Origin of the sequence: Afipia broomeae ATCC 49717, from assembly GCF_000314675.2 — a bacterium.
Taxonomy (GTDB): domain Bacteria; phylum Pseudomonadota; class Alphaproteobacteria; order Rhizobiales; family Xanthobacteraceae; genus Afipia; species Afipia broomeae.
Genome location: NZ_KB375282.1, coordinates 19,531 through 42,678, shown reverse-complemented (window position 1 = coordinate 42,678; position 23,148 = coordinate 19,531). Strand labels below are relative to the sequence as shown.

The 23,148-nt window shown below is 62.0% G+C and carries 27 protein-coding genes; 1 reads left to right on the top strand and 26 read right to left on the bottom strand.

All coding sequences use genetic code 11. From position 1 onward, the window contains the following. Position 1 precedes the first annotated feature (1 nt). The 22 genes from HMPREF9695_RS00205 to HMPREF9695_RS00095 all read right to left on the bottom strand — a co-directional run bounded on the left by HMPREF9695_RS00205 (position 2) and on the right by HMPREF9695_RS00095 (position 20,217). Entirely contained in the window at positions 2-1,213 is a 1,212-nt protein-coding gene (locus tag HMPREF9695_RS00205; protein WP_006018737.1) for a TraB/TrbI/VirB10 family type IV secretion system protein, read from the bottom strand. Continuing rightward, positions 1,210-2,244, bottom strand: coding sequence for a P-type conjugative transfer protein TrbG (gene trbG, locus HMPREF9695_RS00200; protein ID WP_006018736.1), 1,035 nt, complete (start codon positions 2,242-2,244; stop codon positions 1,210-1,212). Before trbG ends, HMPREF9695_RS00205 begins: the two co-directional genes overlap by 4 nt. Beyond that, entirely contained in the window at positions 2,241-2,924 is a 684-nt protein-coding gene (gene trbF / locus HMPREF9695_RS00195; RefSeq protein WP_006018735.1) for a conjugal transfer protein TrbF, read from the bottom strand. Before trbF ends, trbG begins: the two co-directional genes overlap by 4 nt. Positions 2,925-3,024: 100 nt before the next feature. Further along, positions 3,025-4,248 (bottom strand): P-type conjugative transfer protein TrbL, encoded by a 1,224-nt coding sequence (gene trbL / locus HMPREF9695_RS00190; protein WP_006018734.1) that lies wholly within the window; start codon positions 4,246-4,248, stop codon positions 3,025-3,027. Continuing rightward, positions 4,245-4,616, bottom strand: a complete 372-nt coding sequence (trbK-alt, locus tag HMPREF9695_RS00185; protein WP_006018733.1) for a putative entry exclusion protein TrbK-alt — start codon at positions 4,614-4,616, stop codon at positions 4,245-4,247. The genes trbL and trbK-alt overlap by 4 nt, the downstream gene beginning before the upstream one ends. Beyond that, positions 4,616-5,344, bottom strand: coding sequence for a P-type conjugative transfer protein TrbJ (trbJ, locus tag HMPREF9695_RS00180; protein WP_006018732.1), 729 nt, complete (start codon positions 5,342-5,344; stop codon positions 4,616-4,618). The genes trbK-alt and trbJ overlap by 1 nt, the downstream gene beginning before the upstream one ends. Then, positions 5,341-7,782, bottom strand: coding sequence for a conjugal transfer protein TrbE (gene trbE / locus HMPREF9695_RS00175; protein ID WP_006018731.1), 2,442 nt, complete (start codon positions 7,780-7,782; stop codon positions 5,341-5,343). Before trbE ends, trbJ begins: the two co-directional genes overlap by 4 nt. A gap of 10 nt (positions 7,783-7,792) precedes the next feature. Next, positions 7,793-8,056 (bottom strand): VirB3 family type IV secretion system protein, encoded by a 264-nt coding sequence (locus HMPREF9695_RS00170; RefSeq protein ID WP_006018730.1) that lies wholly within the window; start codon positions 8,054-8,056, stop codon positions 7,793-7,795. Continuing rightward, a complete protein-coding gene (locus tag HMPREF9695_RS00165) occupies positions 8,056-8,379 on the bottom strand; it encodes a TrbC/VirB2 family type IV secretion system protein (RefSeq protein WP_006018729.1) in 324 nt (107 codons plus the stop codon). The genes HMPREF9695_RS00170 and HMPREF9695_RS00165 overlap by 1 nt, the downstream gene beginning before the upstream one ends. A gap of 1 nt (position 8,380) precedes the next feature. Then, positions 8,381-9,295 carry a P-type conjugative transfer ATPase TrbB gene (trbB, locus tag HMPREF9695_RS00160; protein WP_006018728.1) on the bottom strand — a complete coding sequence of 305 codons (915 nt, stop codon included), beginning with the start codon at positions 9,293-9,295 and terminating at the stop codon, positions 8,381-8,383. 228 nt (positions 9,296-9,523) lie between these two features. Beyond that, a complete protein-coding gene (locus HMPREF9695_RS00155; RefSeq protein ID WP_006018727.1) occupies positions 9,524-10,852 on the bottom strand; it encodes an MFS transporter in 1,329 nt (442 codons plus the stop codon). A gap of 133 nt (positions 10,853-10,985) precedes the next feature. Next, positions 10,986-11,411: a ribbon-helix-helix domain-containing protein gene (locus HMPREF9695_RS00150; RefSeq protein ID WP_006018726.1), complete on the bottom strand. Its 426-nt coding sequence runs from the start codon at positions 11,409-11,411 to the stop codon at positions 10,986-10,988. Positions 11,412-11,417: 6 nt separating this feature from the next. Then, positions 11,418-13,406, bottom strand: a complete 1,989-nt coding sequence (locus HMPREF9695_RS00145) for a conjugal transfer protein TraG (RefSeq protein ID WP_006018725.1) — start codon at positions 13,404-13,406, stop codon at positions 11,418-11,420. 36 nt (positions 13,407-13,442) lie between these two features. Next, positions 13,443-15,206 carry a relaxase/mobilization nuclease domain-containing protein gene (locus tag HMPREF9695_RS00140; protein ID WP_006018724.1) on the bottom strand — a complete coding sequence of 588 codons (1,764 nt, stop codon included), beginning with the start codon at positions 15,204-15,206 and terminating at the stop codon, positions 13,443-13,445. Between the two features lie 385 nt (positions 15,207-15,591). Next, complete coding sequence (locus tag HMPREF9695_RS00130) at positions 15,592-16,422, bottom strand: lytic transglycosylase domain-containing protein (RefSeq protein ID WP_006018722.1); 831 nt, start codon at positions 16,420-16,422, stop codon at positions 15,592-15,594. 2 nt (positions 16,423-16,424) lie between these two features. Next, the gene (locus tag HMPREF9695_RS00125) at positions 16,425-16,937 is read right to left on the bottom strand and encodes a S26 family signal peptidase (RefSeq protein WP_006018721.1); all 513 of its coding nucleotides are present in this window, start codon (positions 16,935-16,937) and stop codon (positions 16,425-16,427) included. After that, a complete protein-coding gene (locus HMPREF9695_RS00120; protein ID WP_006018720.1) occupies positions 16,934-17,398 on the bottom strand; it encodes a DUF2840 domain-containing protein in 465 nt (154 codons plus the stop codon). Before HMPREF9695_RS00120 ends, HMPREF9695_RS00125 begins: the two co-directional genes overlap by 4 nt. 289 nt (positions 17,399-17,687) lie before the next feature. After that, the gene (locus HMPREF9695_RS00115; protein WP_006018719.1) at positions 17,688-18,569 is read right to left on the bottom strand and encodes a replication initiator protein A; all 882 of its coding nucleotides are present in this window, start codon (positions 18,567-18,569) and stop codon (positions 17,688-17,690) included. Between the two features lie 22 nt (positions 18,570-18,591). Continuing rightward, positions 18,592-18,873, bottom strand: a complete 282-nt coding sequence (locus HMPREF9695_RS00110) for a helix-turn-helix transcriptional regulator (RefSeq protein WP_006018718.1) — start codon at positions 18,871-18,873, stop codon at positions 18,592-18,594. A gap of 134 nt (positions 18,874-19,007) precedes the next feature. Beyond that, positions 19,008-19,448, bottom strand: coding sequence for a DUF2285 domain-containing protein (locus tag HMPREF9695_RS00105; protein WP_024337242.1), 441 nt, complete (start codon positions 19,446-19,448; stop codon positions 19,008-19,010). A 136-nt stretch (positions 19,449-19,584) separates the two neighbouring features. Next, on the bottom strand, positions 19,585-19,779 hold the full coding sequence (locus HMPREF9695_RS00100; RefSeq protein ID WP_006018716.1) for a transcriptional regulator domain-containing protein: 195 nt from the start codon (positions 19,777-19,779) through the stop codon (positions 19,585-19,587). A gap of 165 nt (positions 19,780-19,944) precedes the next feature. Then, a complete protein-coding gene (locus HMPREF9695_RS00095; protein WP_006018715.1) occupies positions 19,945-20,217 on the bottom strand; it encodes a hypothetical protein in 273 nt (90 codons plus the stop codon). A 146-nt stretch (positions 20,218-20,363) separates the two neighbouring features. Here HMPREF9695_RS00095 and HMPREF9695_RS00090 point away from each other — a divergent pair, with 146 nt between their 5' ends. Next, entirely contained in the window at positions 20,364-20,612 is a 249-nt protein-coding gene (locus tag HMPREF9695_RS00090) for a helix-turn-helix domain-containing protein (protein WP_024337241.1), read from the top strand. Between the two features lie 101 nt (positions 20,613-20,713). On the opposite strand, the gene HMPREF9695_RS00085 is transcribed toward HMPREF9695_RS00090, so the two are convergent. From HMPREF9695_RS00085 to HMPREF9695_RS00075, 4 genes are all read right to left on the bottom strand, one after another. Then, a complete protein-coding gene (locus HMPREF9695_RS00085) occupies positions 20,714-21,034 on the bottom strand; it encodes a DUF736 domain-containing protein (RefSeq protein WP_006018714.1) in 321 nt (106 codons plus the stop codon). Between the two features lie 188 nt (positions 21,035-21,222). Next, on the bottom strand, positions 21,223-21,519 hold the full coding sequence (locus HMPREF9695_RS25375) for a hypothetical protein (RefSeq protein WP_080654815.1): 297 nt from the start codon (positions 21,517-21,519) through the stop codon (positions 21,223-21,225). Positions 21,520-21,611: 92 nt separating this feature from the next. Then, positions 21,612-22,061: a hypothetical protein gene (locus HMPREF9695_RS00080; RefSeq protein ID WP_006018713.1), complete on the bottom strand. Its 450-nt coding sequence runs from the start codon at positions 22,059-22,061 to the stop codon at positions 21,612-21,614. Between the two features lie 140 nt (positions 22,062-22,201). Further along, positions 22,202-23,125, bottom strand: coding sequence for a DUF2493 domain-containing protein (locus HMPREF9695_RS00075; RefSeq protein WP_006018712.1), 924 nt, complete (start codon positions 23,123-23,125; stop codon positions 22,202-22,204). Positions 23,126-23,148: the final 23 nt, after the last annotated feature.

Genomic DNA, 23,148 nt, shown 5'->3' with positions numbered 1-23,148 from the left:
GTCATCCTGTGTAAGGCTCGAGGCGGAGATCCCGGTTGACGATGACACGAACCGGAAAACCCGGGCGGATCGTCAGGGTCGGCTGGATGTTGAGACTGCGCCGAACCACCTGTTGTCCGGTTTGATTCAGTGAGTCCGAGGCGCCGTGTCGCAAGGCCTGGATAATTGCGCTGTCGTTGCTGTTGGTGTCCGAGCCGGCACCCAGTTCGGTCCCGACCGCCAGAAACGTCGATAGGGCCGCAGCCTTGAACAGCTCACCCCAGTGATTGTCGACCTGGTCTTCGAGGCCTGCATACCCGGCAGCGTCAACGCCAGGCTGCCGCTCGAGAACGATAGAACGTCCGTTCGGCATGATCAGCCGGGTCCAGACGAGCAGGACGCGGGACTGGCCGAAAGTGACCTGGCTATCGTAGATGCCGATCAGACGCGCTCCCTGAGGCACAAGCAGAAAGCGGCCGGTCGGGGTATCAAAAACATTTTCGGTTACCTGCGCTGTAACCTGGCCCGGAAGGTCTGATCGGATCCCGGTGATCAGGGCACCCGGAATGACCGTCCCAGCCTGCACGACATACGGTGAGGCCGGCCTGGTGATGCGGTCAGGGCTTACCGTGCGACGGTCCACAGAGGCGTTGACGAAGGCAAGCTTCCGGTCCTGACCGTTTTGCACAGATCCATCGTCGCCGGTGCTCGTTGCGTTCGGTGGCACGACCCGCTCGCTTCCAACAGCCGCAGTCGCGGACGGACGCACTTCTCGTCCATTGGTCGAAGCGAACAGATGACTGATGCGGGCTGCTTCGGTCTCCTGATCCCGGCGCTGCTGGTCCGGATCAGCGCCGCTCGTCGGCGACTGGCCTTGAGCGGCAAGGATCGGTCGACCGAGGTCACCGGGGAGCGGCGGACCAAGCTGCGGGATTGGCTGGCGCGGAACGCCAGCATAGTCCTTCGGCAGGGTCGTAATGCCGTCGGCAACATTGTGATGGTCGGTGCTGTAAAGCTCATCGGCCGCCTGATTTCGAGCACGATTGCTCTGAAGTGACCACAACACTGCTCCGCCGATAACAAGCAGGGCAACCGCGCTCCCGCCAGCCAAGACCTTCCGCGACAACCGCGTCACGCGCGGATGCTCCGCTCTCAAGCGGAAACTTTCGGACTGCTCCGCTTGTGTCTCCGGCGGAACTGCTTGCTCGTGATCGTTTTCATTCCGGGTGTTCATGACGACGGTCTCCCGTCGGTCCTGACAATCCTGACCTTCTGCTGGTGCTCACCGCCGAGCCGGAGTTCGGCGGCCGCAAACAGCCGATCGACGATCAACACATTGCCGTAGGCGCGATAGTTGACGAGTTCTGTCTTGCCGTCTGGGCCGATGACAAAGAGCGGAGGCATTTCGCCCTGCACGATGCCGAGCGGGAATTCGACGTAGACCTTGCGGCCATCGTCATATGCGGCTAGCGGCCGCCAGGGAGGACTGTCGCCTTCGATGGAATAGCGGGAGATACGCTGCGCTGGGTCCGGAAGAACGGGCTTCAGAGCAGCTGAACGCGACCGTTCGCGTACCGTCTCAGGATAGTACCAAGCAACGGATGGCATGTACGGCCGCTCGCGAGAGCGGAGCTCAATCAGGTAGGTGCGCCGGTCAGTATTGACCACCAGGTTGGTCTCGATCGAGGCTCGGGTCGGCTTGACCAGGATATGGACGCGCCGTGTGTCGCCGCTCCCGCTCTCGGTATCGCCCACGACCCAGCGTACGGTATCTCCGGCCGCGATCGGCCCTGATCCCGTCAAAAGTTCTCCTTCCTCGAGCGCGATATCCGTGATCTGCCCCGGCGCGGCGTAAATCTGATAGAGCGCCCCAGGACTGTAGGCGTAGATTTGCGCTGCGTTGAAATACCCTCGCTTGCGCGGTTCGACCCGGGCCGCGCTATTTGCTGTCTCAACCCGGCTCACAGGTTCAGCGTCTTCCTTCCCTCCCGACTTGCCGCCGAGAGCCGGCTTCCAGAGGGGTGGAATGTGAAGCGGTCGCGATCTGTCGTCGAGAGCCACCGGCGTAGCCGGTAACGGAGGCACTTCGGCGTCATAGCTGATCTCCGGAGGAATGTAGGTCGCGCACCCACCGAGCGCCGAGGAACCAAGCAGGAGAGCAAACAAAACTGCTCGCTTCGCGGTCAAGAACGCGGGCCAAGTGGGACCGATCCCGCAGTCCGGGGCGGGGCGCTTCGAATAAACGTCAAACGGCGTCTTGGTCACTGACTCAACTCCTTTGACCAGTTGATGGCGCGGACGTAAACGCCAAGGGGATTCTTGCGCAGGCGTTCGGCATCGCGGGGCATCTCGATCACGATGGTGAGAATTGCGGTCCAGCGTTCGGTCGAGCTCAGCGAACCGTTGTCATAGGTGCGCTGGGTCCATGCGACCCGAAAGCTTTCCGACGACGCGCGAATGACGCTCGAGACGTCGACGGAGATTTGCGCCTTACCGAGCTTGGCAAAGGGGTCATTGTTCCGCGCGTAGTCGTTGAGCGCAGCGGCGCCGCGATCGGTCGTAAAATCATAGGCCCGGAGCCAGTTTTGGCGTAGAACGATGCCGTCGGCCGGCAGACCTCTGACATCCTCGATAAAGCGCGCCAGATGGTAGGCGATCTGCGCATCAGTCGGTTGATAGTCGAAGTTGGCCGGCGCAACCCTCTGGGCTTGGCCAAGATGGTCGACTTCGACCACCCAGGGCGTGATCGACCCATGGCTTGATTGCCAGACCAACCCACCAGCGAGACCGGCTGACAGTATGAGACAACCGAACGCCATCAGCCGCCAGTTTTTGGCTTGCACGCGGGCGGATCCAATGCGTTCGTCCCAAACTTGGGCTGCTTTTTGATAAGGCGTGATCGGTTCGGGCATGCGCCCGTAGTGAACTAATGGTCGTTTGATCATTGATGATTGCCCCTGAGATCAAGTGATCGGCTTTGAGCCGTGTAGTGTCTGGGTTTGAGGCGCTGCCGCGTGGCGGGTGGCGAAAGTGCGGTGATGCGTCTCAGCGCTCTCCTTCGGACAAATCGACGGAGGAGCCGCTGCCACCATGATCGCCCGAGCGGACGTGACCAGCAGCCGAGGCACCATGCCGAATAGTCTCGGCGCGCTTCATGCGGCGCGCCCAATCGGGCAGCCCTTCGGCCGAAGCGCTTGCGGCCTGCTCGCCAGCTTGCTCGCCCCCGAAGGCAGCCGCTGCACGACGCAATGGACTCATGGCAGCCGAGCTGCCCGCCTCAGCGACGCCAGCAAGGCCGCCGCTTCGATAGGCGGCTGACGCTCCCCTTATGACAGCGCCACCACCGCGCGCGGCGCCCGCAATCGCGCCGCCAGCGAGACCAACACCGCCGGCGGCAAGACCCGCGCCCGCCGCAACAATGCCACCGGCAGCAAGGCCTGTTCCAACCGCGGCACCGGCACCGAGCTGAGGCCCACCCGACACCAGGCCGTTGGCGATTCCAGGACCGAAGATGCCCAGGCCAAGCAAGGAGAGCGCCGCAAGGACCAGGGTCATCGCGTCTTCTATGGTCGGCTGATTGCCACCAAAGCCAGCGGTGAACTGCGAGAACAAAGTCGAGCCGATGCCGACGATGGCGGCCAGGACCAAGACCTTGATCCCTGAAGAGATGACGTTGCCCAAGACCCGCTCTGCCGCGAAGGCTGTCTTGCCAAACAACCCAAAGGGAATGAGCACGAAGCCGGCCAGCGTCGTGAGTTTGAACTCGATCAGGGTGACGAAGAGTTGGATCGCCAGAATGAAGAAGGCGAGCAGCACCACGATCCAGGCAAACAGGAGAACGACGATCTGGACGAAATTCTCGAAGAAACTGATGTAGCCCATCAGATTGGAGATCGAATCGAGCAGCGGTCGGCCAGCGTCAAGTCCGACTTGAGCGATCTTTCCCGGCCGAAGGAAGTCCGACGCGGAGAGACTTGCGCCTGATGCTTTTAGCCCAAGGCCGGCAAAGCTCTCGAAAACGATGCGTGCCAGACTGTTCCAATTACCGATTAGATAGGCAAAGACGCCTACAAAGAGCGTCTTCTTGACGAGGCGCGCGACGATGTCTTCGTCCGGCCCCCAACTCCAGAACAACGCAGCAAGCGTGATGTCGATCGCGGCAAGGGTCGTTGCGAGATAGCCGACGTCGCTACCGAGCAGGCCGAAGCCGTTGTCGATATATCGCGTGAACGTTTCCAGGAATTGGTCGATAATCCCCGTACCCGTCATGGCTTGCTCGCCTCAGGTGTCGCCGGTAGCAGATATCCCTGCGGGATCCGGCTCTGATCCTTTGGGGCCGGCGCCAACGCAGCGGCGGGTTCTTCTTGGCCACGAACCGCGGCACCAGATTTCTTGGCCAAGAAGCGTCGCCGGTTTTCGGCCCAGACCTGCCTGCAATGCTGATAACCTGCCGTTTCCTCCGCAGTGACGCTGCGGCAGCGTGCGAGGTCAGAGCTGGTTGCATCTGTCGTCTGCGCGGCCTTCGGCAGCGCGGGCTGCTCGTCACCACCGCGAAGCTGAATCGTGCAGGCAGTGACGACCAACACGCCGATTGTCGTAAGCAGCGACAACGCCTTGAATGCCCTTATGTCCGTCATCAGTGGAACATCTGTACGTTGGATGACTGATAGCCCTGTCCCGGAGTCAGGAACCGACGAAGCTGTTCTCGTCCCTGATCCTGGGCCGAGGCGCGCTGAGCCGCTTCAAGGCTCTGCGCCCGACCTTGCGCCGTCACGACGGCGGTGAGGTCGGCGAGCTGCTGCGCGTTCAGCGCGAGAATCTGATTGCCAGCCTGCGTTGCCTGCAGCGCGCCGCTGGCACCCTGGCTTGACGTTACGAGCGCGGATGTCTGGATGCGATTGGTGTCGAGGTTGCCAACAATGCCCGCCTGGACGCGAAGCGCGTCTTGCGTTGCGGCATAGGAATTCTGCCAACGTGACTGAGCGTTGGAGATCAGCAACTGGTTCGATTGGCTGCTGGTCGCTGGCGCGTAACTTGTCGAGAAGGCATGATCAATCTGCTGAACGTCGTAGGCGATCCGCTGGGCCTGGGCCAGCAATTGCTGGGTCCGCTGGATCGATGATTGCAGTTGCTGCAGCGATGAATACGGCAGGCTTGCCAAATTCCTTGCCTGATTGATCAGCATCTGTGCCTCGTTCTGCAACGAGGTGATCTGATTATTAACCTGCTGGAGCTCCCGCGCGGCCGTCAGGACATTCTGGACGTAGTTGGTGGGGTCAAAGACGATCAGCGCCCGTGCAGGCACCGTGACGCCAAGCAGCAGCGCGAAGGCGGCCGTGGTCGCCAATAGGCCAAGAGGTCTCATTGCGATTTCTCCAGATTGACGAGGTTGGGGATCAGGTCGAGGGCCCAGGCGACGCCGCGGTGCTGGAGCCAGGCGGGCACGAAGCCGTCAGGTCCATGTTCGGCAAGGAGCTGCGCGATGGCTGCCTGGTCTGTCTTGGAAGAGGCTGCGGTGAAGGCGAGCGCAACCTCACCAAGGCCAAGTTCGAACATCCGGTTGCCGCGACGAGACTGGCAATAGTAGTCGCGCTTTGGCGTTGCCCGGCTCAGAAGTTCGATCTGGCGATCGTTGAGTCCGAAGCGGCGGTAGATGGCGGTGATCTGCGGTTCGATCGCCCGTTCGTTCGGCAGCAACAGGCGCGTCGGGCAGCTTTCGATGATCGCCGGTGCTATCGCGGAGCCATCAATGTCAGAAAGCGACTGTGTGGCGAAGATGACGGACGCGTTCTTCTTCCGAAGCGTCTTCAGCCATTCCCGGAGTTGCCCCGCAAAATCCTCGTCATCGAGGGCAAGCCAACCTTCATCGACAATAAGGAGTGTAGGCCGGCCGTCGAGACGGCCCCCGATGCGATGGAAGAGGTACGACAGCACGGCCGGCGCAGCACCCGTTCCAATCAAACCTTCGGTCTCAAACGCCTGGACCGAGGCTTCGCCAAGGCGCTCGAATTCGGCGTCGAGCAAGCGCCCGGAAGGTCCGCCGAGGCAATAAGGTTGCAAGGCGCGTTTCAGAGAGTTCGATTGGAGCAGGACTGACAAGCCCGTCAGGGTCCGCTCCTCCCTCGGCGCCGAAGCGAGAGATGTCAGTGCCGACCACAGATGATCCTTGACCTCCGGGGTGATCTCGACCTTTTCCCGTGCCAGGATCGCGCCGATCCATTCCGTCGCCCATCCGCGCTCGGAAGGATCCTCAATCCAGGCCAGCGGCTGCAGGGCGACGGGGTTTTCGTCCCCGTCTGACAATGCACCGCCGAGATCATGCCAGTCGCCACCCATGGCGAGCGCAGCCGCCCGAATTGAACCGCCGAAGTCGAACGCAAAGACCTGAGAGTTCGGATAACGGCGGAATTGCAACGCCATCAGAGCCAGCAAAACGGATTTTCCGGCGCCGGTCGGGCCCACCACGAGGGTGTGGCCGACGTCGCCGACGTGGAGAGAGAATCGGAAGGGCGTCGATCCCTCAGTCTTGCCAAACAGGAGTGCCGGCGCCTTGAAGTGCAGATCCCTCGCCTCACCGGCCCACACGGCTGACATCGGAATCATATGGGCGAGGTTGAGCGTCGAGACCGGTGGCTGCCGCACATTCGCATAGACATGTCCCGGCAGGCTACCGAGCCAGGCTTCGACAGCGTTCACCGTCTCGATCATGCAGGTGAAATCGCGGCCCTGAATGACCTTCTCGACCAGCCTCAGCTTTTCATCGGCAGCGTTGGGATCTCGGTCCCACACAGTGAGGGTGGCCGTAACAAAGGCTTGTCCGATCTGATCCGACCCCAGTTCCTGCAACGCCGCGTCGGCGTCGATCGCCTTGTTGTGGGCGTCGGTATCGAGCAGCGTCGACGCCTCGTTGGTCATGACCTCCTTGAGAATGGCGCCAATGGATTTTCGCTTGGCGAACCACTGCCGCCGAATCTTGGTCAGCAGCTTGGTGGCATCGGTCTTGTCGAGCATGATTGCGCGCGTCGACCAACGATACGAGAATGCCAGGCGATTCAGGTCGTCCAGGACCCCCGGGGTCGTCGCGCCCGGAAAGCCGACAATCGTCAAGACCCGCACGTTCGCTGAACCCAGCATCGGCTCAAGCCCGCCGGTCAGTGGCTGGTCGGCCAAAAGCGCATCGATGTACATGGGAATTTCGGGCACGCGAACGCGGTGACGCTTAGTCGAGATCGTCGAGTGCAGATAGGTCAGCGTGGCCTGATCATCGAGCCAGGCGCAATCCGGCATGAACCCTTCGACGAGTTGCAGCACGCGGTTGGTTTGATCGATAAAGCCGCGCAACACCTCCCGGGCATCTGCTCCAACGGTGCGGTCGCGACCTTCATAGAGCAATCGCTCCGCCTTAGCCGCTCCCTCCTCCGGCGGCAGATAGAGGAAGGTCAGGAAATAACTGGACTCGTAGTGGGCACCTGCCTCCTCGAATTGCGCTCTGCGTTCGGCATCGACCAGCGCAGACGCGACATCCGGAAAGGTGTTTGGAGGATAAGCGCCCGCAGAATGACGCTGCGCCTCAACGAACACGGCCCAGCCGGATCCGAGGCGGCGCAAGGCGTTGTTCAGACGACCGGCGACGGCAACGAGTTCGGCCGGCACCGCGCTGTCGAGGTCAGGTCCCCGGAACTTTGCTGTCCGTTGGAAAGAACCATCCTTGTTCAGGATGATTCCCTCGTCGACGAGAGCTGCCCAGGGCAGGAAGTCGGCGAGACGCGCGTTGGAATGACGATATTCGGCAAGGTTCATCATGGCGGAGCGCTCAGGTGTTGAGGTGGCTGGGAATGCGCAGATGTCGGCGCACGACATCGACAAATGCGGGATCGCGCTTGGCGGCCCAGACGGCGGCCATGTGGCCGATGAACCAGAGGATGAGACCCGCGATCCAGAGCCGCAATCCAAGTCCAAGGGCCGCAGCAAGCGTGCCGTTCACGATCGCGACGGACCGCGGCGCGCCGCCCATCAGAATCGGCTCAGTGAGTGCGCGGTGAACGGGCACGACAAAACCTGTGACCGGTTCATCCATCAAACCACCACGCCGCCGCCGAAGGAGAAGAACGATAGGAAGAAGCTCGAGGCGGCAAATGCGATCGACAGGCCGAACACGATCTGGATCAGCCGGCGGAAACCACCCGACGAATCCCCGAACGCGAGCGTGAGCCCGGTCACGACGATGATGATGACCGCGATGATCTTGGCAACCGGACCTTCAACCGATTGCAGGATCTGATTGAGCGGCTGCTCCCATGGCATATTCGAACCAGCGGCCCATGCCGGCGCCGCCGCCAAAAGCACCGTGCCGAAGGCGGCCACCGATGCACCTCGAAGAAAACGAATTTGCTGACGCATGTCAGTCTCCTGCTGTTGAAAGGCTGTAGTCGCCGGCAGCTCCAAGCCCCCGGACGAGCGCGAGCTCAACGAGGCGACGATCAGCGCCACGCCCCGCCAGCACGGCGATAACGTTGATGGTCTCGGCGATCAGGGCACGCGGAACCGTGATGACGGCTTCCTGAATGAGTTGCTCAAGCCGCCGCAGGGCACCGAGCGCGGTACCAGCATGAATGGTCCCGATGCCACCGGGATGCCCGGTACCCCAGGCCTTGAGCAGATCGAGGGCTTCGGCACCGCGGACCTCGCCGACCGGAATACGGTCAGGACGCAGTCGCAGCGAGGAGCGAACGAGGTCCGATAGCGTCGCCACGCCATCGTTGGTACGCAAAGCGACAAGGTTGGGCGCTGTGCACTGCAGTTCGCGCGTATCTTCGATCAGCACGACCCGATCGGCAGTCTTTGCCACTTCGGCCAGGAGCGCATTTGTCAGAGTCGTCTTGCCGGTCGACGTTCCCCCGGCGACGAGGATGTTCTTCCGTGCGGCGACCGCGCTCTTCAGGATCTCGGCCTGCTCCGAGGTCATGATTTCCTTGGCGACGTAATCGTCGAGGGTAAACACCGCGACCGCTGGCTTGCGGATAGCAAAGGCCGGGGCGGCAACGACCGGAGGCAAAAGGCCTTCGAAGCGCTCACCAGTTCCAGGCAGTTCTGCCGAAACCCGTGGCGCCCCGGCATGCACCTCCGCACCTACGTGGTGCGCTACCAGGCGAACAATGCGCTCGCCATCCGCTGCGGAGAGAGTTTTGCCTGTGTCGATCAAGCCACTCGACAGCCTGTCGATCCACAACCGCCCATCCGGATTGAGCATCACCTCGATGATCGCTTCATCTTCGAGGTAGCCGGCAATCGCTGTGCCAAGCGCACTACGAAGCATGCGCGCGCCGCGCGAATTCGCTTCCGATTGAATGGAATGGCTTGGCACCGTCGTCCCCACCCAGTGAGAGCGTCCGCAAAGGGCCCTCAGATGGGATGATTAGAAAAAGCACCTATGGAGTTGGCGCAACAAGCGCTTTCGGTGATCGTAGACTGGCGTAGAAAAAGGAAGACTGAGAACTGATATTGGACTCCTGCTCAATCGTACCAGTCCGCTAAGAGCTATCGCTCACCACTCCGCGCCGTCGTCCGCGGGTATCAGGATGGGCGAATTCTCGTACAAGCCGACCGACTTGACACCATTGGAAACAGAGGCTGGCGTGGAGCGGGAAGTTAAACTCATCCATGAAGCGCAGACTCTACGCCAAGGCAGCGCGAACCAGACCAAGGCTGCGATCTGCAGCGCTACGTTGAGGCCGAACGCGACCTGATAGGCCTGGACGGACCTATGGCCATCGATCGTGTGCCATTGCTCCAGGATCAGGCCTGTCGCGTATTGTGCCAGAAATGCCCAACCAAAGTGCAGGACGTTCAAGACGCCGTTGGCACGACCAGCAAGCTCCGGCGGAAAGTAATCCGCTATTACCGCGAAGCTGACCACGGTTGCCGTTCCGGCAATTGCGACAACCGACCAGGGCAGGATGGACGGCAGGGGCGCTCGCAAGATCAAGGCTGAATCGGCTGCGATGAACAGCACTGCAACCACCACTAATATAGCCTCCGCTCCGATTCCTTTGCGTTTGATGTAATGGACGGCCATACCGAACAACCAGGCACCGCCGCTTAGTACGACGGACATTGTAAACAGCTGTCTGACGAGACTTGTGCGATCAAGCCTCTCCACGTCGATCAGCCACGGTGATGCCCACAGCCCCTGCAGAGACCAGGCTGATCCGACGCAAGTCGCCGACAACGGGGCCATTCGCCAGAAGCGCCGATCGCTGAAAACGGAGCTAAGAGTGGCGCAGGCTGCTGATGGGACAATGCCCCGCTCGGGAACCACGACATAGATGAAAATGGCCGTCGCGCCGGTCGCCGCCGCTAGGATCTCAAAGAGCTGCCGCCAGCTCATCCAAGCGAGTAGGTATTCTACGGGAACCGTAGCGGTCACCGCTCCTAGCGATCCCAGCATGATCATGTAGCCGTTAAGCAAGGCAACTCGTTCTCTGGGGAACCAAAGGACGATCGACTTCAGTCCTGCGGTCAACGCCGCCGCCACGCCAAGCCCGATCATTGCACGCGCGATCAAAAGCGACAGGAAACCGGTCGATATCGCGAAGAGTCCGGCGCCCGCTGCGGCTAGCAAGAGCAGAACACTCTGGACGCGACGCGGACCAAAGCGATCCAACAATATACCGACAGGGATCTGAGCCGCCGCGAATATCAGGAAATAGACTGACGTAAGCAACCCGAGGTCGGCAGTCCCGAGCGCGGTATCCGAGCTGAGATGACTGGCGATCAAAGCGTTGATCGTTCGATACAGATACGAAAGATAGTATCCAGCAGCAAACGGGAGAAAAACGCGCGAGATGAGACGCCATGTCCCGGAAATTTGCATGCTGGCCCTCTTGCTGTCAGCTCGTGCGAGCCGATAGCGCGACCAGCTTTTCGTCAGTTCGGGTAAATCCCTGCGGTCGTAGGGTGGCGTAGAATAAGAAGGATCCGCGAAATGGTCTGTCTACGTGGCTCTCTCAAGTTTCTTCGGCCGGTTCCTGACGACCGATGTCTTCTGGAATCTCCCGGAGAAAGCTTTGCCCCTTTTGCAAACGGCGCCCGAGTGCTTCGACAAATCCTTCAAAACGATCCCTGCCCTTTGCCTGCGCGGCAGCCTGTGCGTCGTTGGGTAGCGGCGGCGTGATCGTCAGCCAAAAGCGGATGAAGAGCGCCAAGCTTTCGGCCGTCAAGCCCACGTCGCGTTCCAGCCGCTGCATCTGGCGCGACAGCCGATCGAGGCGCCGGGTAAACGCCGCTTCTCGCCTGTCCGCTCCATCCGGGGACAGAAACGAAACAACTGCCGCTTCCACGATCGCCGACCGAGAAAGTCTTTTGCGATCGGCGAGCTCTGAGATCTGTTTCAGCAGTTCTGGCGGGAAGTAGACGTTCATCCGGTCGCGCATAATGCCTCAGAGCTCCATACCGTCATTCGGGTCCATGGCGACCTGACGCGCAACGCCGCGCATCTGCTGGCGTATGAGCCGGGACTGGCGGACCCCATCCTCGTCATCGTCAAGAACGGCGGCAAATTCTTCTGCCGGCGTCGGTTCGGTCGTCTCCTTGGCGATCGCGACGTGATCGGGGAGTTCGGGCTCGCGACGGAGTCCGCTGTTCGCCGTGTCTTCCTCGACCTCCGCGGCTTTGTCAGTTGGACCCGCCGTCGGCTTCAATGGTCCTAGCGCTGACCAACCGTCCGTTCTCGATGATCGGCCGGCGCTCGCCGGATTTGGCGGCGGCAGAACCCGCTCGGTGAACCGCCTATCCTCGTAGTAGCGAACTTTCTTCGCCCGGATCGGCGGCGTACCCGCCACCATGACGATCTCGTCCATCGGTGGAAGCTGCATGACCTCGCCCGGGGTCAAGAGAGGTCTGGCCGTCTCCTGCCGCGAGACCATCAAGTGCCCCAACCACGGGTTCAATCTATGGCCGGCATAGTTTTTCATGGCCCGCATCTCGGTCGCGGTCCCGAGCGCGTCCGATACCCGCTTGGCGGTCCGCTCGTCGTTGGTCGCGAAGCTGACGCGGACGTGACAGTTGTCGAGGATGGCGTTGTTAGGCCCGTAGGCCTTCTCGATCTGGTTGAGCGACTGCGCGATCAAGAAGCTCTTGATGCCGTACCCCGCCATGAAGGCGAGCGCAGACTCGAAGAAATCCAGCCGCCCCAGCGCCGGGAACTCGTCGAGCATCATTAGCACTCGATGCCGACGGTCGCGGGCGTGTAGATCCTCGGTCAGGCGCCGGCCGATCTGGTTCAGCACCAGACGGATCAGCGGCTTGGTCCGAGAAATATCCGACGGCGGCACCACGAGGTAAAGCGTCGTCGGGCGACCATCTGCGATCAGATCGGCAATCCGCCAGTCGCAGCGACAGGTCACCTGGGCCACGACGGGATCGCGGTAGAGCCCGAGGAACGACATCGCGGTGGATAGGACGCCGGAGCGTTCGTTTTCGGATTTGTTGAGGAGTTCGCGCGCGGTCGAGGCGACGACGGGATGGGCGCCCTGCTCGCCAAGGTGCGGTGTAGTCATCATCGCCCTCAGCGTGGTCTCGATCGGCTGCTTCGGATCGGACAGGAAGGCGGCGACGCCGGCCAAGGTCTTGTCCGCCTCGGCATAGAGAACGTGGAGTATGGCGCCGACCAGGAGCGAATGACTGGTCTTCTCCCAGTGGTTCCGCTTGTCGAGGGAGCCTTCGGGGTCGACCAGGACGTCGGCCACGTTCTGGACGTCGCGAACCTCCCATTCCCCGCGCCGGACCTCGAGCAGCGGATTGTAGGCTGAGGACTTTGGGTTGGTGGGATCGAACAACAGGACGCGGCCGTGTCGCGAGCGGAAGCCCGCGGTCAGTTGCCAATTCTCGCCCTTGATGTCGTGAACGATGGCCGAGCCGGGCCAAGCCAGGAGCGAGGGGACGACAAGACCGACACCCTTGCCGGATCGGGTGGGTGCAAAACACAACACGTGCTCCGGCCCGTCGTGGCGAAGGTAGTCGCGGTCGAGCTTGCCGAGCACCACACCATCCGGACCGAGAAGTCCCGCCGCTCGAACCTCGTCCGCACCAGCCCAGCGCGCCGACCCATAGGTCGCGACATTCTTGGCTTCGCGCGCCCGCCAAACCGACATGCCGATCGCCACCGCGATCGAAACGAAGGTCCCCGACGCCGCAATGAAGGCTCCTTCGACAAAGACCCGTGGCGCATAGGCGTCGTAGACGAACCACCACCAGAAGAAGACGGGCGGGTAATAGACCTTGAAGCCCAACAGTTCGAACCAGGGCCGCCCAAGCTCCGGTTGCCAGGCGAGCCGCCAGGCCGTCCACTCGGTTGCTCCCCAGATGGCCAGCAAAACGATCAGGCCGACCACGATCACCTGCCCCCAAAGGATTTTGGTTCCGGACATCCCGAACGCCCTTCCGCAGCTGGATTGGTGCGATTGTTAGAGACCGAGGTCGCGCTTGCGACCAAAGCCCCATTCGATTCCACCGCCGTCCTTCACGACGCCGGTGACGTGTTGGCCGAGCCTCCTTTCGAGTTCGCGCGACCAGGGCACGAGTTGGAAGCCGAGCCCATTGTCGATCATGGCGAAGCGTCCCGAGGCGAGCGTCAGACGCTGGCGATATGTCCCCGCCACATGCTCCCCGGATTCGGACTTCACGTAAGGGAGGCTGGTGTCGGCCGAGACTTTTGCGGCCACCTGGTCCAGTTCAAGCTGGCGCAACGTGTTCAGGAGGTTGCGCTGCAAGATGATGCGTTGGCCCTGCCGCCGCGCTAGGCCCTCCCGGATCAGATGCTCGGTACGGGCTTCCATGGCTTGGCGCGTCTCTCGGCCGAATCCGCCCATGGCAAGCGGCATGGAGTCGCGTTCGACCAGCCTGTGGTCAAGCCAGGTCGCGCCTTTTGCGGTGACCTGCTCGGCAAGATCGAGATCGGAGCGGATGGCGAGCACCACGGTCGGCCGTGGATCGCCGGCTTGACCGAAGCGTCGGACTTCGACGATTCCCCCAACGGGCGGAGCATGTTCGAAGGCCTCGATACCTCGAAAGCGCACGTGGTGCGCGCGTCCGTCGGTCCCGTCGATCAGGGCGTAGGCCTCGCCAGTCAGTTCGTCATGCAATCCACGCTCGACCAGTCGTCCCATAAGCTGAGACGTCGGCTGTCCACCCTCGATGACGAAGTCGGCGACGCCGCGCGCTTCCCCGCGCTCGGTAAAGGCGCGGTGCATGGTCTTGATGATGTCGCCGCGCATGCCGAGGTCGCGCAAGCTGCGCTCGGCCTCGAGTCCGACCATCCACTCCCCTGGTGCGGCGGATGCGGCAAGGCCCATCTTCTCGAGGTGCTGAAGACGGCCAACCATCAGGCGGCGGATCTCAGGATCCGCGCTGCCGGGATTCTTGGGTCGAAGATCGATATACCCGGTCTCTTCCGCCGCCAGTCGGACCTCCCGGTCGAGCCGCGTCCATCGTTCCGCCGAGACTTCCCTCTCCAGCGAATTGCGGATCTCGTGCTCCGGTTTTGGACCCAGTTCGATCGCGACCAATTCCTCGGCGCGTGAACGCAGGCCCCGGCTGATGTAGTCGCGGGAGATCACGAGATCAGCGCCCTCTTCGTCGACCCCCCGAACGAGAAGATGGACGTGAGGATTGTCGGTATTCCAATGATCGACAGCCACCCAATCCAGTCGCGTGCCAAAGTCGGCTTCCATCTGCTTGGCGAGGTCGCGGGTGAAGGCCTTCAGGTCGGTCATATCGCCGGCGTCCTCCGGCGAGACAATGAACCTGAAATGGTGACGGTCGTCCTTGCAGCGTTCGGCAAACGCCGCGCTATCGGCGCCGTCGCCGCGGGCATCAAACATCTCGGCCCGCTCACCACTCCGGGTCACGCCATCGCGCTTCAGATACGAGAGATGGGCCGTCAGCGGCGCTGAGCGGAAGGCTCGTCCTTTGTGGCGAACCACGCGCGCCTTCACCACAACGCGCCGCGTCGGGCTGAACAATCTCGCCCGGCTAAAGGCGAGGCGCCCGCGGCCAAACGTCGAACGCCCATGGGCCGCGGAACGCCTGCCGGCCGGGGTCTGACCCGAGGTGTGTCCGGTTTTCTTCGCCGCGCGTAGCACCTGATTGATGAAGCTTTTCGGCTTCGGCGCGCGGGTACTGCGGATGCGCCCGGGCCGGATACGCAGATCGCTGTCGCCCGTGGTCATGACTGCGCCTCGAAGGACGCCAAAACGCGTAGAGTGCCGAAAATGTAGTTGATCTCATTCTTAAAAATCCAAGGCGCGGCACGCGCCCCGACCGACCGGCACGCCGGAACCCAAGCCATGTCAATGGCTTGCGGTTCGAGCGGCGAGCCCCTTTTATCTCGCCGTCCTGCCGTCGTGGTCTCCGGGTCGCCGGTTCCCGAAAGAGCCACCGCGACCTGGCCGCCAACTCGCGAAGCCCCCACTGCTTCCGAGCGCTTGCGATAGCGATCGTTACCCGAAGGGCCGAGACACCCGAAGGGTGGCTCGGTGAGGAGCGAAGCGACGAGTAGAGCGCGGGCCGAAGGCATCGCCCATACACCATCAGCTTGCGAACCCGCACACCTGGTCATCGCGATACTCCCGAATCCGATCGAGGGACGAACATGCCAATTGGCCGGGGGACCATGGGCGAAACATCGGGCGCCGAGAACGCGGTCGTGACACCGCTAGACGGCATGAGCGCCAACAACCGATCACGCGTCTTCATGAGATCGGATCGCGTGACGAATAGCGTCGCAGCTGCTGATGACTGTCCGCCGGACGTCCACCTCGGCGGCAGTTCGACGGCAAGCAGATTTGCAAGCTTTGCGACGTATGCTCGCGTCTCGTCTGGCAGAGAGCCGCCCGCAAGATGCTCTTCATAGCGAGATGGTCCCGCATTGTACGCCGCAAACACGCCAGGCGAGCCATACCGATCGAGCAGTTCGCGCAAGTACGCCGTACCGGCCAGAATGTTGTCGTGCGGGTCGTAGGGGTCGTTCCCGAGATTGTAGCGCACACGAAGTTCCGCCCAAGTCGCTGGCATGATTTGCATCAGGCCCATTGCGCCTTTTGGCGATCTGGCGTGCACGTCACCAGCACTCTCGATGCGTTGGACTGATCGGATCCAGTTCGGCGCAATCGCAAAGCGTTGTGCGGCTTCATTGATGAAGCCGGCAAATGAGTGAGCGGTCTGACTGATCGCCGGCTGGGCGGTTGATCCGCTCTGGGCCAAAGCAGCACCGTCGAACGCGGTCAGAAGAAGCATCACGGGCACGACTGCACAAACGCGCGTGCCCAACCGACCCAAGCACGCGGTCGGGCTCGCGCCAGCCTTGCAGACATCGATCGAGACGGAGGAATGATCCCGCAATCGATCGAACAAGGGCATGGCGAGGAGAACACGTCGAATACGCACGATCACCCCTCCCACGTCCACACCGGCATCGCACGGCCGATCACGCTGGATGCCGGAAGAAATCCAAAATACCGGCCATCAAGAGAGTCGTCCGACTGCCAGTTCATCAGAAACAGATCGCCGTCGCCGACGACGCGGCAGCCCTGCCATTTCGGCAGCGGCCGGCCGCGTCCGTCGCGGTCCTTCGCCTCGCCCACCGCGACCTCGTCGACCGAAATCGTGAGGCCGGTTCTGCAAACACTCTGCCCCGGAAGGGCGAGCACGCGCTTCAGCATGGGCACGCCAATGGGCAAATAGCCGTTCAAATCGAGGAAGGTCGCGAGCGGCTCCGGCGGCTGCACGGCGACCAATTCAGTAACTTGGAATTGGTCCGCCGGTCGGAGGCGGTAGAGACCGATCGGCACGCTCGCGGATGCGTTCCAGATGTATAGCGGAATCGGCTCCAGGACGATCGTCGCGATGAGCGCAGCAGCGACCCCAATCGTCACGGCCAGCATCGGTAGGCGGCCCGTCATCGCATCACCCTTTGGCGATGGAGCCAGGCCTGATGGCGCGCTTTCGTATACGGGCGCGGGTTTTCATTAACGGACAGACGGTTGTGAACGTGATGCCAATGGTCGGGAGCGACATCAGCCGGATCGACGCCGAGCGCCTCAACGGCATCGATCATCTGCAGCACGCGCTCGACCTTCGGCCAGCCGGACAGGCGCAGCAGAATCTCACCGCCGGGCGTCACATAAGGAACGGTCGAGCAGCGCTGTCCCAGTGCGACCGCGCGCAAGATGTCGATGCGCGAAATGATCGTGCCAAAGTCGTTGGAGGTCCACCGGACGAAGGCAAAGATGCTGCCTGGCGCGAATGACAGGACACGCCGATGGCGATCAAGCTTCCGTTCCCCGACAATGCGACCGAACCGAATGCGGTTTTCGATGCGCTTCTCGAGCCACAACACTTCCACTTCCGTGAGATCGCTCATGCGGCGGCTCCCGGACGCTGGGGCTGGCAGCCGTGAGCTTGGGGCTCGGTCGAGAGTGTGTATCGCCTGCAAAGGCAGGCTGGCCTGTCGGACTGCCGTTGCCGAGCGCCATCGACGCCGCTTTCGGCCTGCTCCGTTAGAAGAAATCCGAAGGATTTCCGGTTAGTAAAGTTAGAGCGGCTGGAAAGCGCGGAGAAACAAGCTCTTAAGCTCGATTCCGGTCCCCGATAGCACGAGGATCGGGTCCCCGATAGCACGAGGGTTGCGGTCCCCGATAGCACGAGCTGATTCACAGGTTGTCCTCCGAATTTGGAATGAGACCGCGCCGGCGCAAGCGGGCCGTTAAGGGATCAACAGGCGTGGGTGCAAAGTTCAGTCGCTCGGTGCCATCAGGGTCGCGCGTGAGCACGAGCTGATAACCGGGCAATGTCTGGCGCTGGACGATCTGGCGCACGTCGTAAGCAAAGTGCTTGAGGGGCGAGAGGATGCCGGACTTGGCATGGAGGTGCACCAGATCAAAACTCCAGCCGCCGTCCTGGCGTCCGCCGTGCTTGCGCACAAGACGATAAAGCCACCTCTCAAGTCCGCCCGTCAGCTCGAAATAGGCGCGATCAATCGTCAGCACGAGCGCGTCATCGATGACGCCAGCGTAGAACCAATCCGGCAGGATCAGCTCGATCCCAAATGGGCGGCCATTTGCATCGGCCGTCTCTTTCCACTCGTTGATCCAGGAGAAGCGATGCCGTCGCCGCTCTGCCGGCTGACGGATCGACGTCAGCACGGTCGTTGACTGAAGTCTGTCGAGACCCGCCTTCAGCCGATCATAGTCGCGTGCGCCGGTGCCGCGGCCGACGAACGTCAGAATTTCATACGGCGTTGCAGCCATCAGGCGCGACGTCTTCAGGCCGGCATCACGGGCTTCGACAATCTGGGACGCGGCCCAGATCAGAACGTCTGCATCCCAGATCGTCGCCATGCCGTGTTCCGGCACGGCTTCGACACGAATTGCGATCGCACCGGCACGGAAGTCGATCGGCACGATCCGCTTAGTCTTTGCGAGGGAGAAGAACGGATACGCCATCAGATCCTGCGCGTCGCGCGGCGCAAGATCGCCGGGCAACGCCCGAAAGAGCTCAAGCTGGTCGCGCTCCGAATGGTGTTTGCGCCGCATGGTCACTACTCTCACGCGGCAATCAGCGACGTTCCTGGCCCGCATACGGGCGCAGCGCGGGCTGCTTCTTGGCCGGCAGTACCGTCCCCTTCCCGGGATCGGACGTCGACGTCTTGGCGCCGCGGTCAGCCCACGCTTTCAGGTCATCGACGGCGTAGACAACACGTCCGCCGATCTTCCGATACGTCGGTCCAGTACCGTACGTGCGGTGCTTCTCGAGCGTGCGACCGGACAGGCCAAGATAGCGCGCGGCCTCAGGTGTACGCAGGAATCGCGGTGGTAGACCGGCCATCGGATCGGGCATTTGAGGACTCCAGGAGGACATCGCACTACGCCTGGCTAGGCCGGCGTGTGTGCGGTCATCATGGAGAAGCAAGATCTCGGAGGGGGATGCCGAATATGGAGGGGGCCGCTTTCGATACCCCCCAACCGGAAGGGCTATTCGTCCCTGCGCCCGGACCGCAGAAGTTTGCGGTAACCACCGCGCATCAACGCAAGGCCGCCTTGCACCAAGCGGATTGTTCGATTGCGCAGATCATGGGTCTTCCAGGCACGGTCGGGGATTCGCTTTTTGCCGAAGAGCGCTTCGGCGATAACGCGATAGCTTCCGCCGGCGCTGCGAGCATCAAGCGCACGGATCGCGGCGCTCAAGCGTTCGCGCCGCTGTTTAGATAGTTGGTGAAAGGCAGGACCTGGTGCGCGTCCATTCATCGCGCGCCACAGCCGGCGGGCTGCATACGCACGCGCGCCGAAATCGCCGTCAAATGGCAGTTCGGCTGCATATGACGCGCCAAGCACCGGTGGATCCTTGGACCAGACACGGTGATCCACTGCACCGATGCGCAGCACGGCGTGCCAGCCGTCGGCGGCGCGGCGCATCTGGCCTGCTGCAAGGTCAAGCAGCGGTTGAGGCGCTGAACTGCGATCGGCGGCCGAGGCAACCTTGACCGGAACGACCGCCGCTAGAACCTCAGGCGCCCAAAAGATCGTCTGCTCATCGAACGACCGCCGCGGGTCATGGGCGAAAGCAGAGGCCCCACCTCCTCCTGAATTCGTCAGTCACTTCGCCGTTCGGGCTGTTGGCAATCATCACCTCGTACTCACGCCGGTAACCGGCGTTGCGGCGGAGACATTCCCAGGCGATGTCGGTGATTTCGGCGTCTTGTAGGCTCTTGTAGGATTCCGGCGACCGCCAGTCGAATTCAGGCATTGCTTCCGCCCCATTGCACGCTGCTAACAACGATTGCGCCGCAATAGGTATGAACGAGGCGGTTGTAGGAAGCCCCTAGTTTGGCACCACGTGGTGCACCGGAATGACCACCGATCAGCAAAAGAAAATAGTTCTGCCTGCAAGTCGCCGGCCGGCGGTTTTCTTCTATTTTGAGCCGGTGCCGCGCAAGAGGCGTCCCTGCTCGGTCACCCATTTGGCGCGCGCGAGATGACTCTGATATGCGCTTCGCGCACGGTCCGGCTCCCGCACCGGATCGATATGCAGCACCACTCGAGCGACTTCCATCCAGTCAGCCCCTTGGCTTTCGGCCTGCAGAAGGCGCATGTAGGTCACGACATGCTGCTCATCGTAGGCAGTGAGAATTTGATCTGCAGGCGCAGCGTCGGCGACGCCTGGGTCGAGCGGCGGCTTCCTCATAAGACTCCACGCCTTAGTTTAGACAATTTCTAACACGCGGGCAGGAAGGAGCAGAAGCGCCAAAATTGTCGCGGAAGCCGTCCGGATCGCGTTTTGTCGAAAATACTCCGTGGTGAAATACTCTTCAAGGACATGCCCTCTCGCGTATGGATATACGCGAGATACTTGCAATCAATTTGCGGAAGCTCCGGCAGGCCCGTGGTTTGTCACAGGAGGAATTGGCTCATCGTGCTGAAATTGACCGCACTTATATCAGCGCACTCGAGCGAAGCGTTTATGCGGCGGGTATCGACGTTGTCGATCGGCTCGCTCGCAGCCTGGGTGTCGAGGCCGCCGACCTGCTCACTCGCCCGCCCACAAGCACCAAGAAAAGGACTCGGGGGCAGGCCGAGTGATTGAGCCGACCCGCTCGATCCGGCGGCCGGTTCGCGCTCACTGACGCCTGGAAGGATGGGAAGCCCCGCCCGGCAGACCGGACGGGGCTTGATGAAGTGGCCTACTCGCCGGTCTTGCGCGGCCGCGACCAGAGCAGGGTGTAGCCTTCACCGCCTTCGTCGTCGAACAGGTTCGCGTAGATCGGCGCGTTGAAGGAAGGATCGTCGAGCTTGAGCGAGAGGTAGTCGCGGCCTTCCTCGGAACGCTTCGACCAGGCTGCGCCGATCTCCGCCCGGCCCACATAGATGCGGTGGCTGGGGGCGTTGTCATTGGAGCGGTTGGTCTCGGCGACGATGCGGACGCCCTTGGCCTTCAGGCTCAGGGTGACGATCTCGCCCTGGAATTCGTTACCGACCTTCTTGAAAGAACCGATGTTAGCCATGTCACTTCTCCTGTTGTGTTTCGAGCCCGCGACCACCGCGGCCTCGATGGCGATCTAGGGCCGAGGACGATCGGCGACGCACCCGCTCGGGCCGGAGCGCAGCGGAGGACGTCGTTGTGGCGACTTTCTTGCCTCGCGAGGAATGGGCGAAGCCCAGGGGAAGAAAGTCGCATCAACGGCGTTGCGGCTCAGACGATCGAGGCGAAGCCGGTCTTCGGCCAGATCAAGCCATCAACGAGGCCACGTGCGTCCGCGTGCTGAACCACGATATCTGGAGAAGCGTGGCTATCTCGGTTTTGATGAACAAGAGGCGTGAACGATTCAGCGGGGAAAGAGAAACAATCTCCTGCAAAAGGCGGTATCGTCTCCCAAGAACGGATCGAGATAAGATCGTTCTGCCGCGGCTGCGTGGGCCAGACCGAATGTCGGCAGCTTGATCGATGAATTCCGAGCAGGACGAGATCTCCGCGCTCAAGTTCGATCATCCCGTTCACCGCGCCGATCTACGCGAAACGAAGCTATTCGACATGGCAGCGGTAAGCGATCGCCCCTGGGGCCATGCGGCCGTAAGAATTGGCTAGGACGGTTTCTCCACCACCACATCGGGCTCGAACGGGCGGGTCTTCGCCAAAACCACCAAGCGCGTCATCGCCGTGCCGCCAACGCAAACCGCGCCCAAGGAAGCGAAGACTTCACGCCAAGCCAGCGAGGGCACCCCGATATTGGACACGGCGAACACCACATGATAGCCGGCGACGGCGGCGGGAACAGCGAATGCTGTTGCGATCGCGATGCGCAAGGCCGAGGACCGAGTAACAGCAAAGGCGACCTGGCCGAGGACCAGCGTCAGCGCACCGCCGGCCGTCGCGATAAGCATGGCGCCAATGAGGCCGGCGTCGCTGTGAAACGTCATCATCCCGATAATGAGTGCGACAAAAAACGGCAGGGCATACACGGCAAGCGCAATGATCGCCCAGCAGAACAGACCGATGCCGAGTGTGTTGAGAACAAGCCCAATAGCGAGCATGGTGGTGGCTCCATGTGCATAGATCTACCAGTCGCGCCTTCCACCACCACCACGGCGCAACTCTGGATATGAGACTGAAACGAGGCGGAGTTGCGGCGGGAGCAATTTCGCCTCAAAGACTTCAGTTGAGCAGACGGCGCTCATGCGCCGCCGAACATCCAGACCGGGATGCCGAGCCGTTTCGCCTTGTCGGCGAGGTTGTCCTGGATGCCCGTGCCCGGGAAGTGCATGACGCCGATCGGCAGGAGTTCGAGCATGGCATCGTTGCGCTTGAACGGTGCTGCCTTGGCGTGCCTCGTCCAGTCGGGCTTGAAGGCGATCTGGGCCACTTTGCGGTTGCTCGCCCATTTCGAGGCGATCAGTTCGGCCCCCCTCGGGGAGCCGCCATGCAGCAGGACCATGTCGGGATGCTTGGCATGAACCTTGTCGAGACGATCCCAGATGAGGTGGTGGTCGTTGAAGTCGAGCCCTCCGGTGAGCGCGATCTTTGGCCCTGAGGGCAGCAGGATCTCGGTCTCGGCGCGGCGCTTGGCTGCGATGAAGTCGCGGGAGTCGATCATCGCCGCGGTCAGGGTGCGGTGGTTCACCAGCGATCCCGATCGGGGGCGCCATAATGTGCCGGTGTGAGTCTCGAAGCGTTCGATGGCTTGGTCACGGAAGAGCTCCAGGCAGTTGCGTCGCTCGATCAACGTGGTGCCTTCCGCCGTGATGCGTTCGAGTTCGACGGATCGAACTTCGGAACCGTCCTGCTCGCGCTGACTCTTCCGTTGCGCCTGTTCGTTGTCGTCGAGTTGGCGACCGATGCGGTCGACGGCTCGGTGGAACAGGTTGACGGTCGACCAGAGCAGATCGTCGAGGTCCGGCTCGAGCCGCGTGTCGCTCAACGTCGCGACCAGGGCATCGAAGATATCGACGACGGCACCGGTAATGATCCTGCCGTCGGGAAGCGGCCGTGGATCGGGCTGGTCGTCGAAGGGGCGGTAACCGAAGAGCTGCAATTCGGCAAGAACGTGTTCGGTCGGAGATGCGTCGTGCGGTGGTTCGATGTCATCGTGGTCGGTCATGGAGGCGATCCTTTGCCGGATCG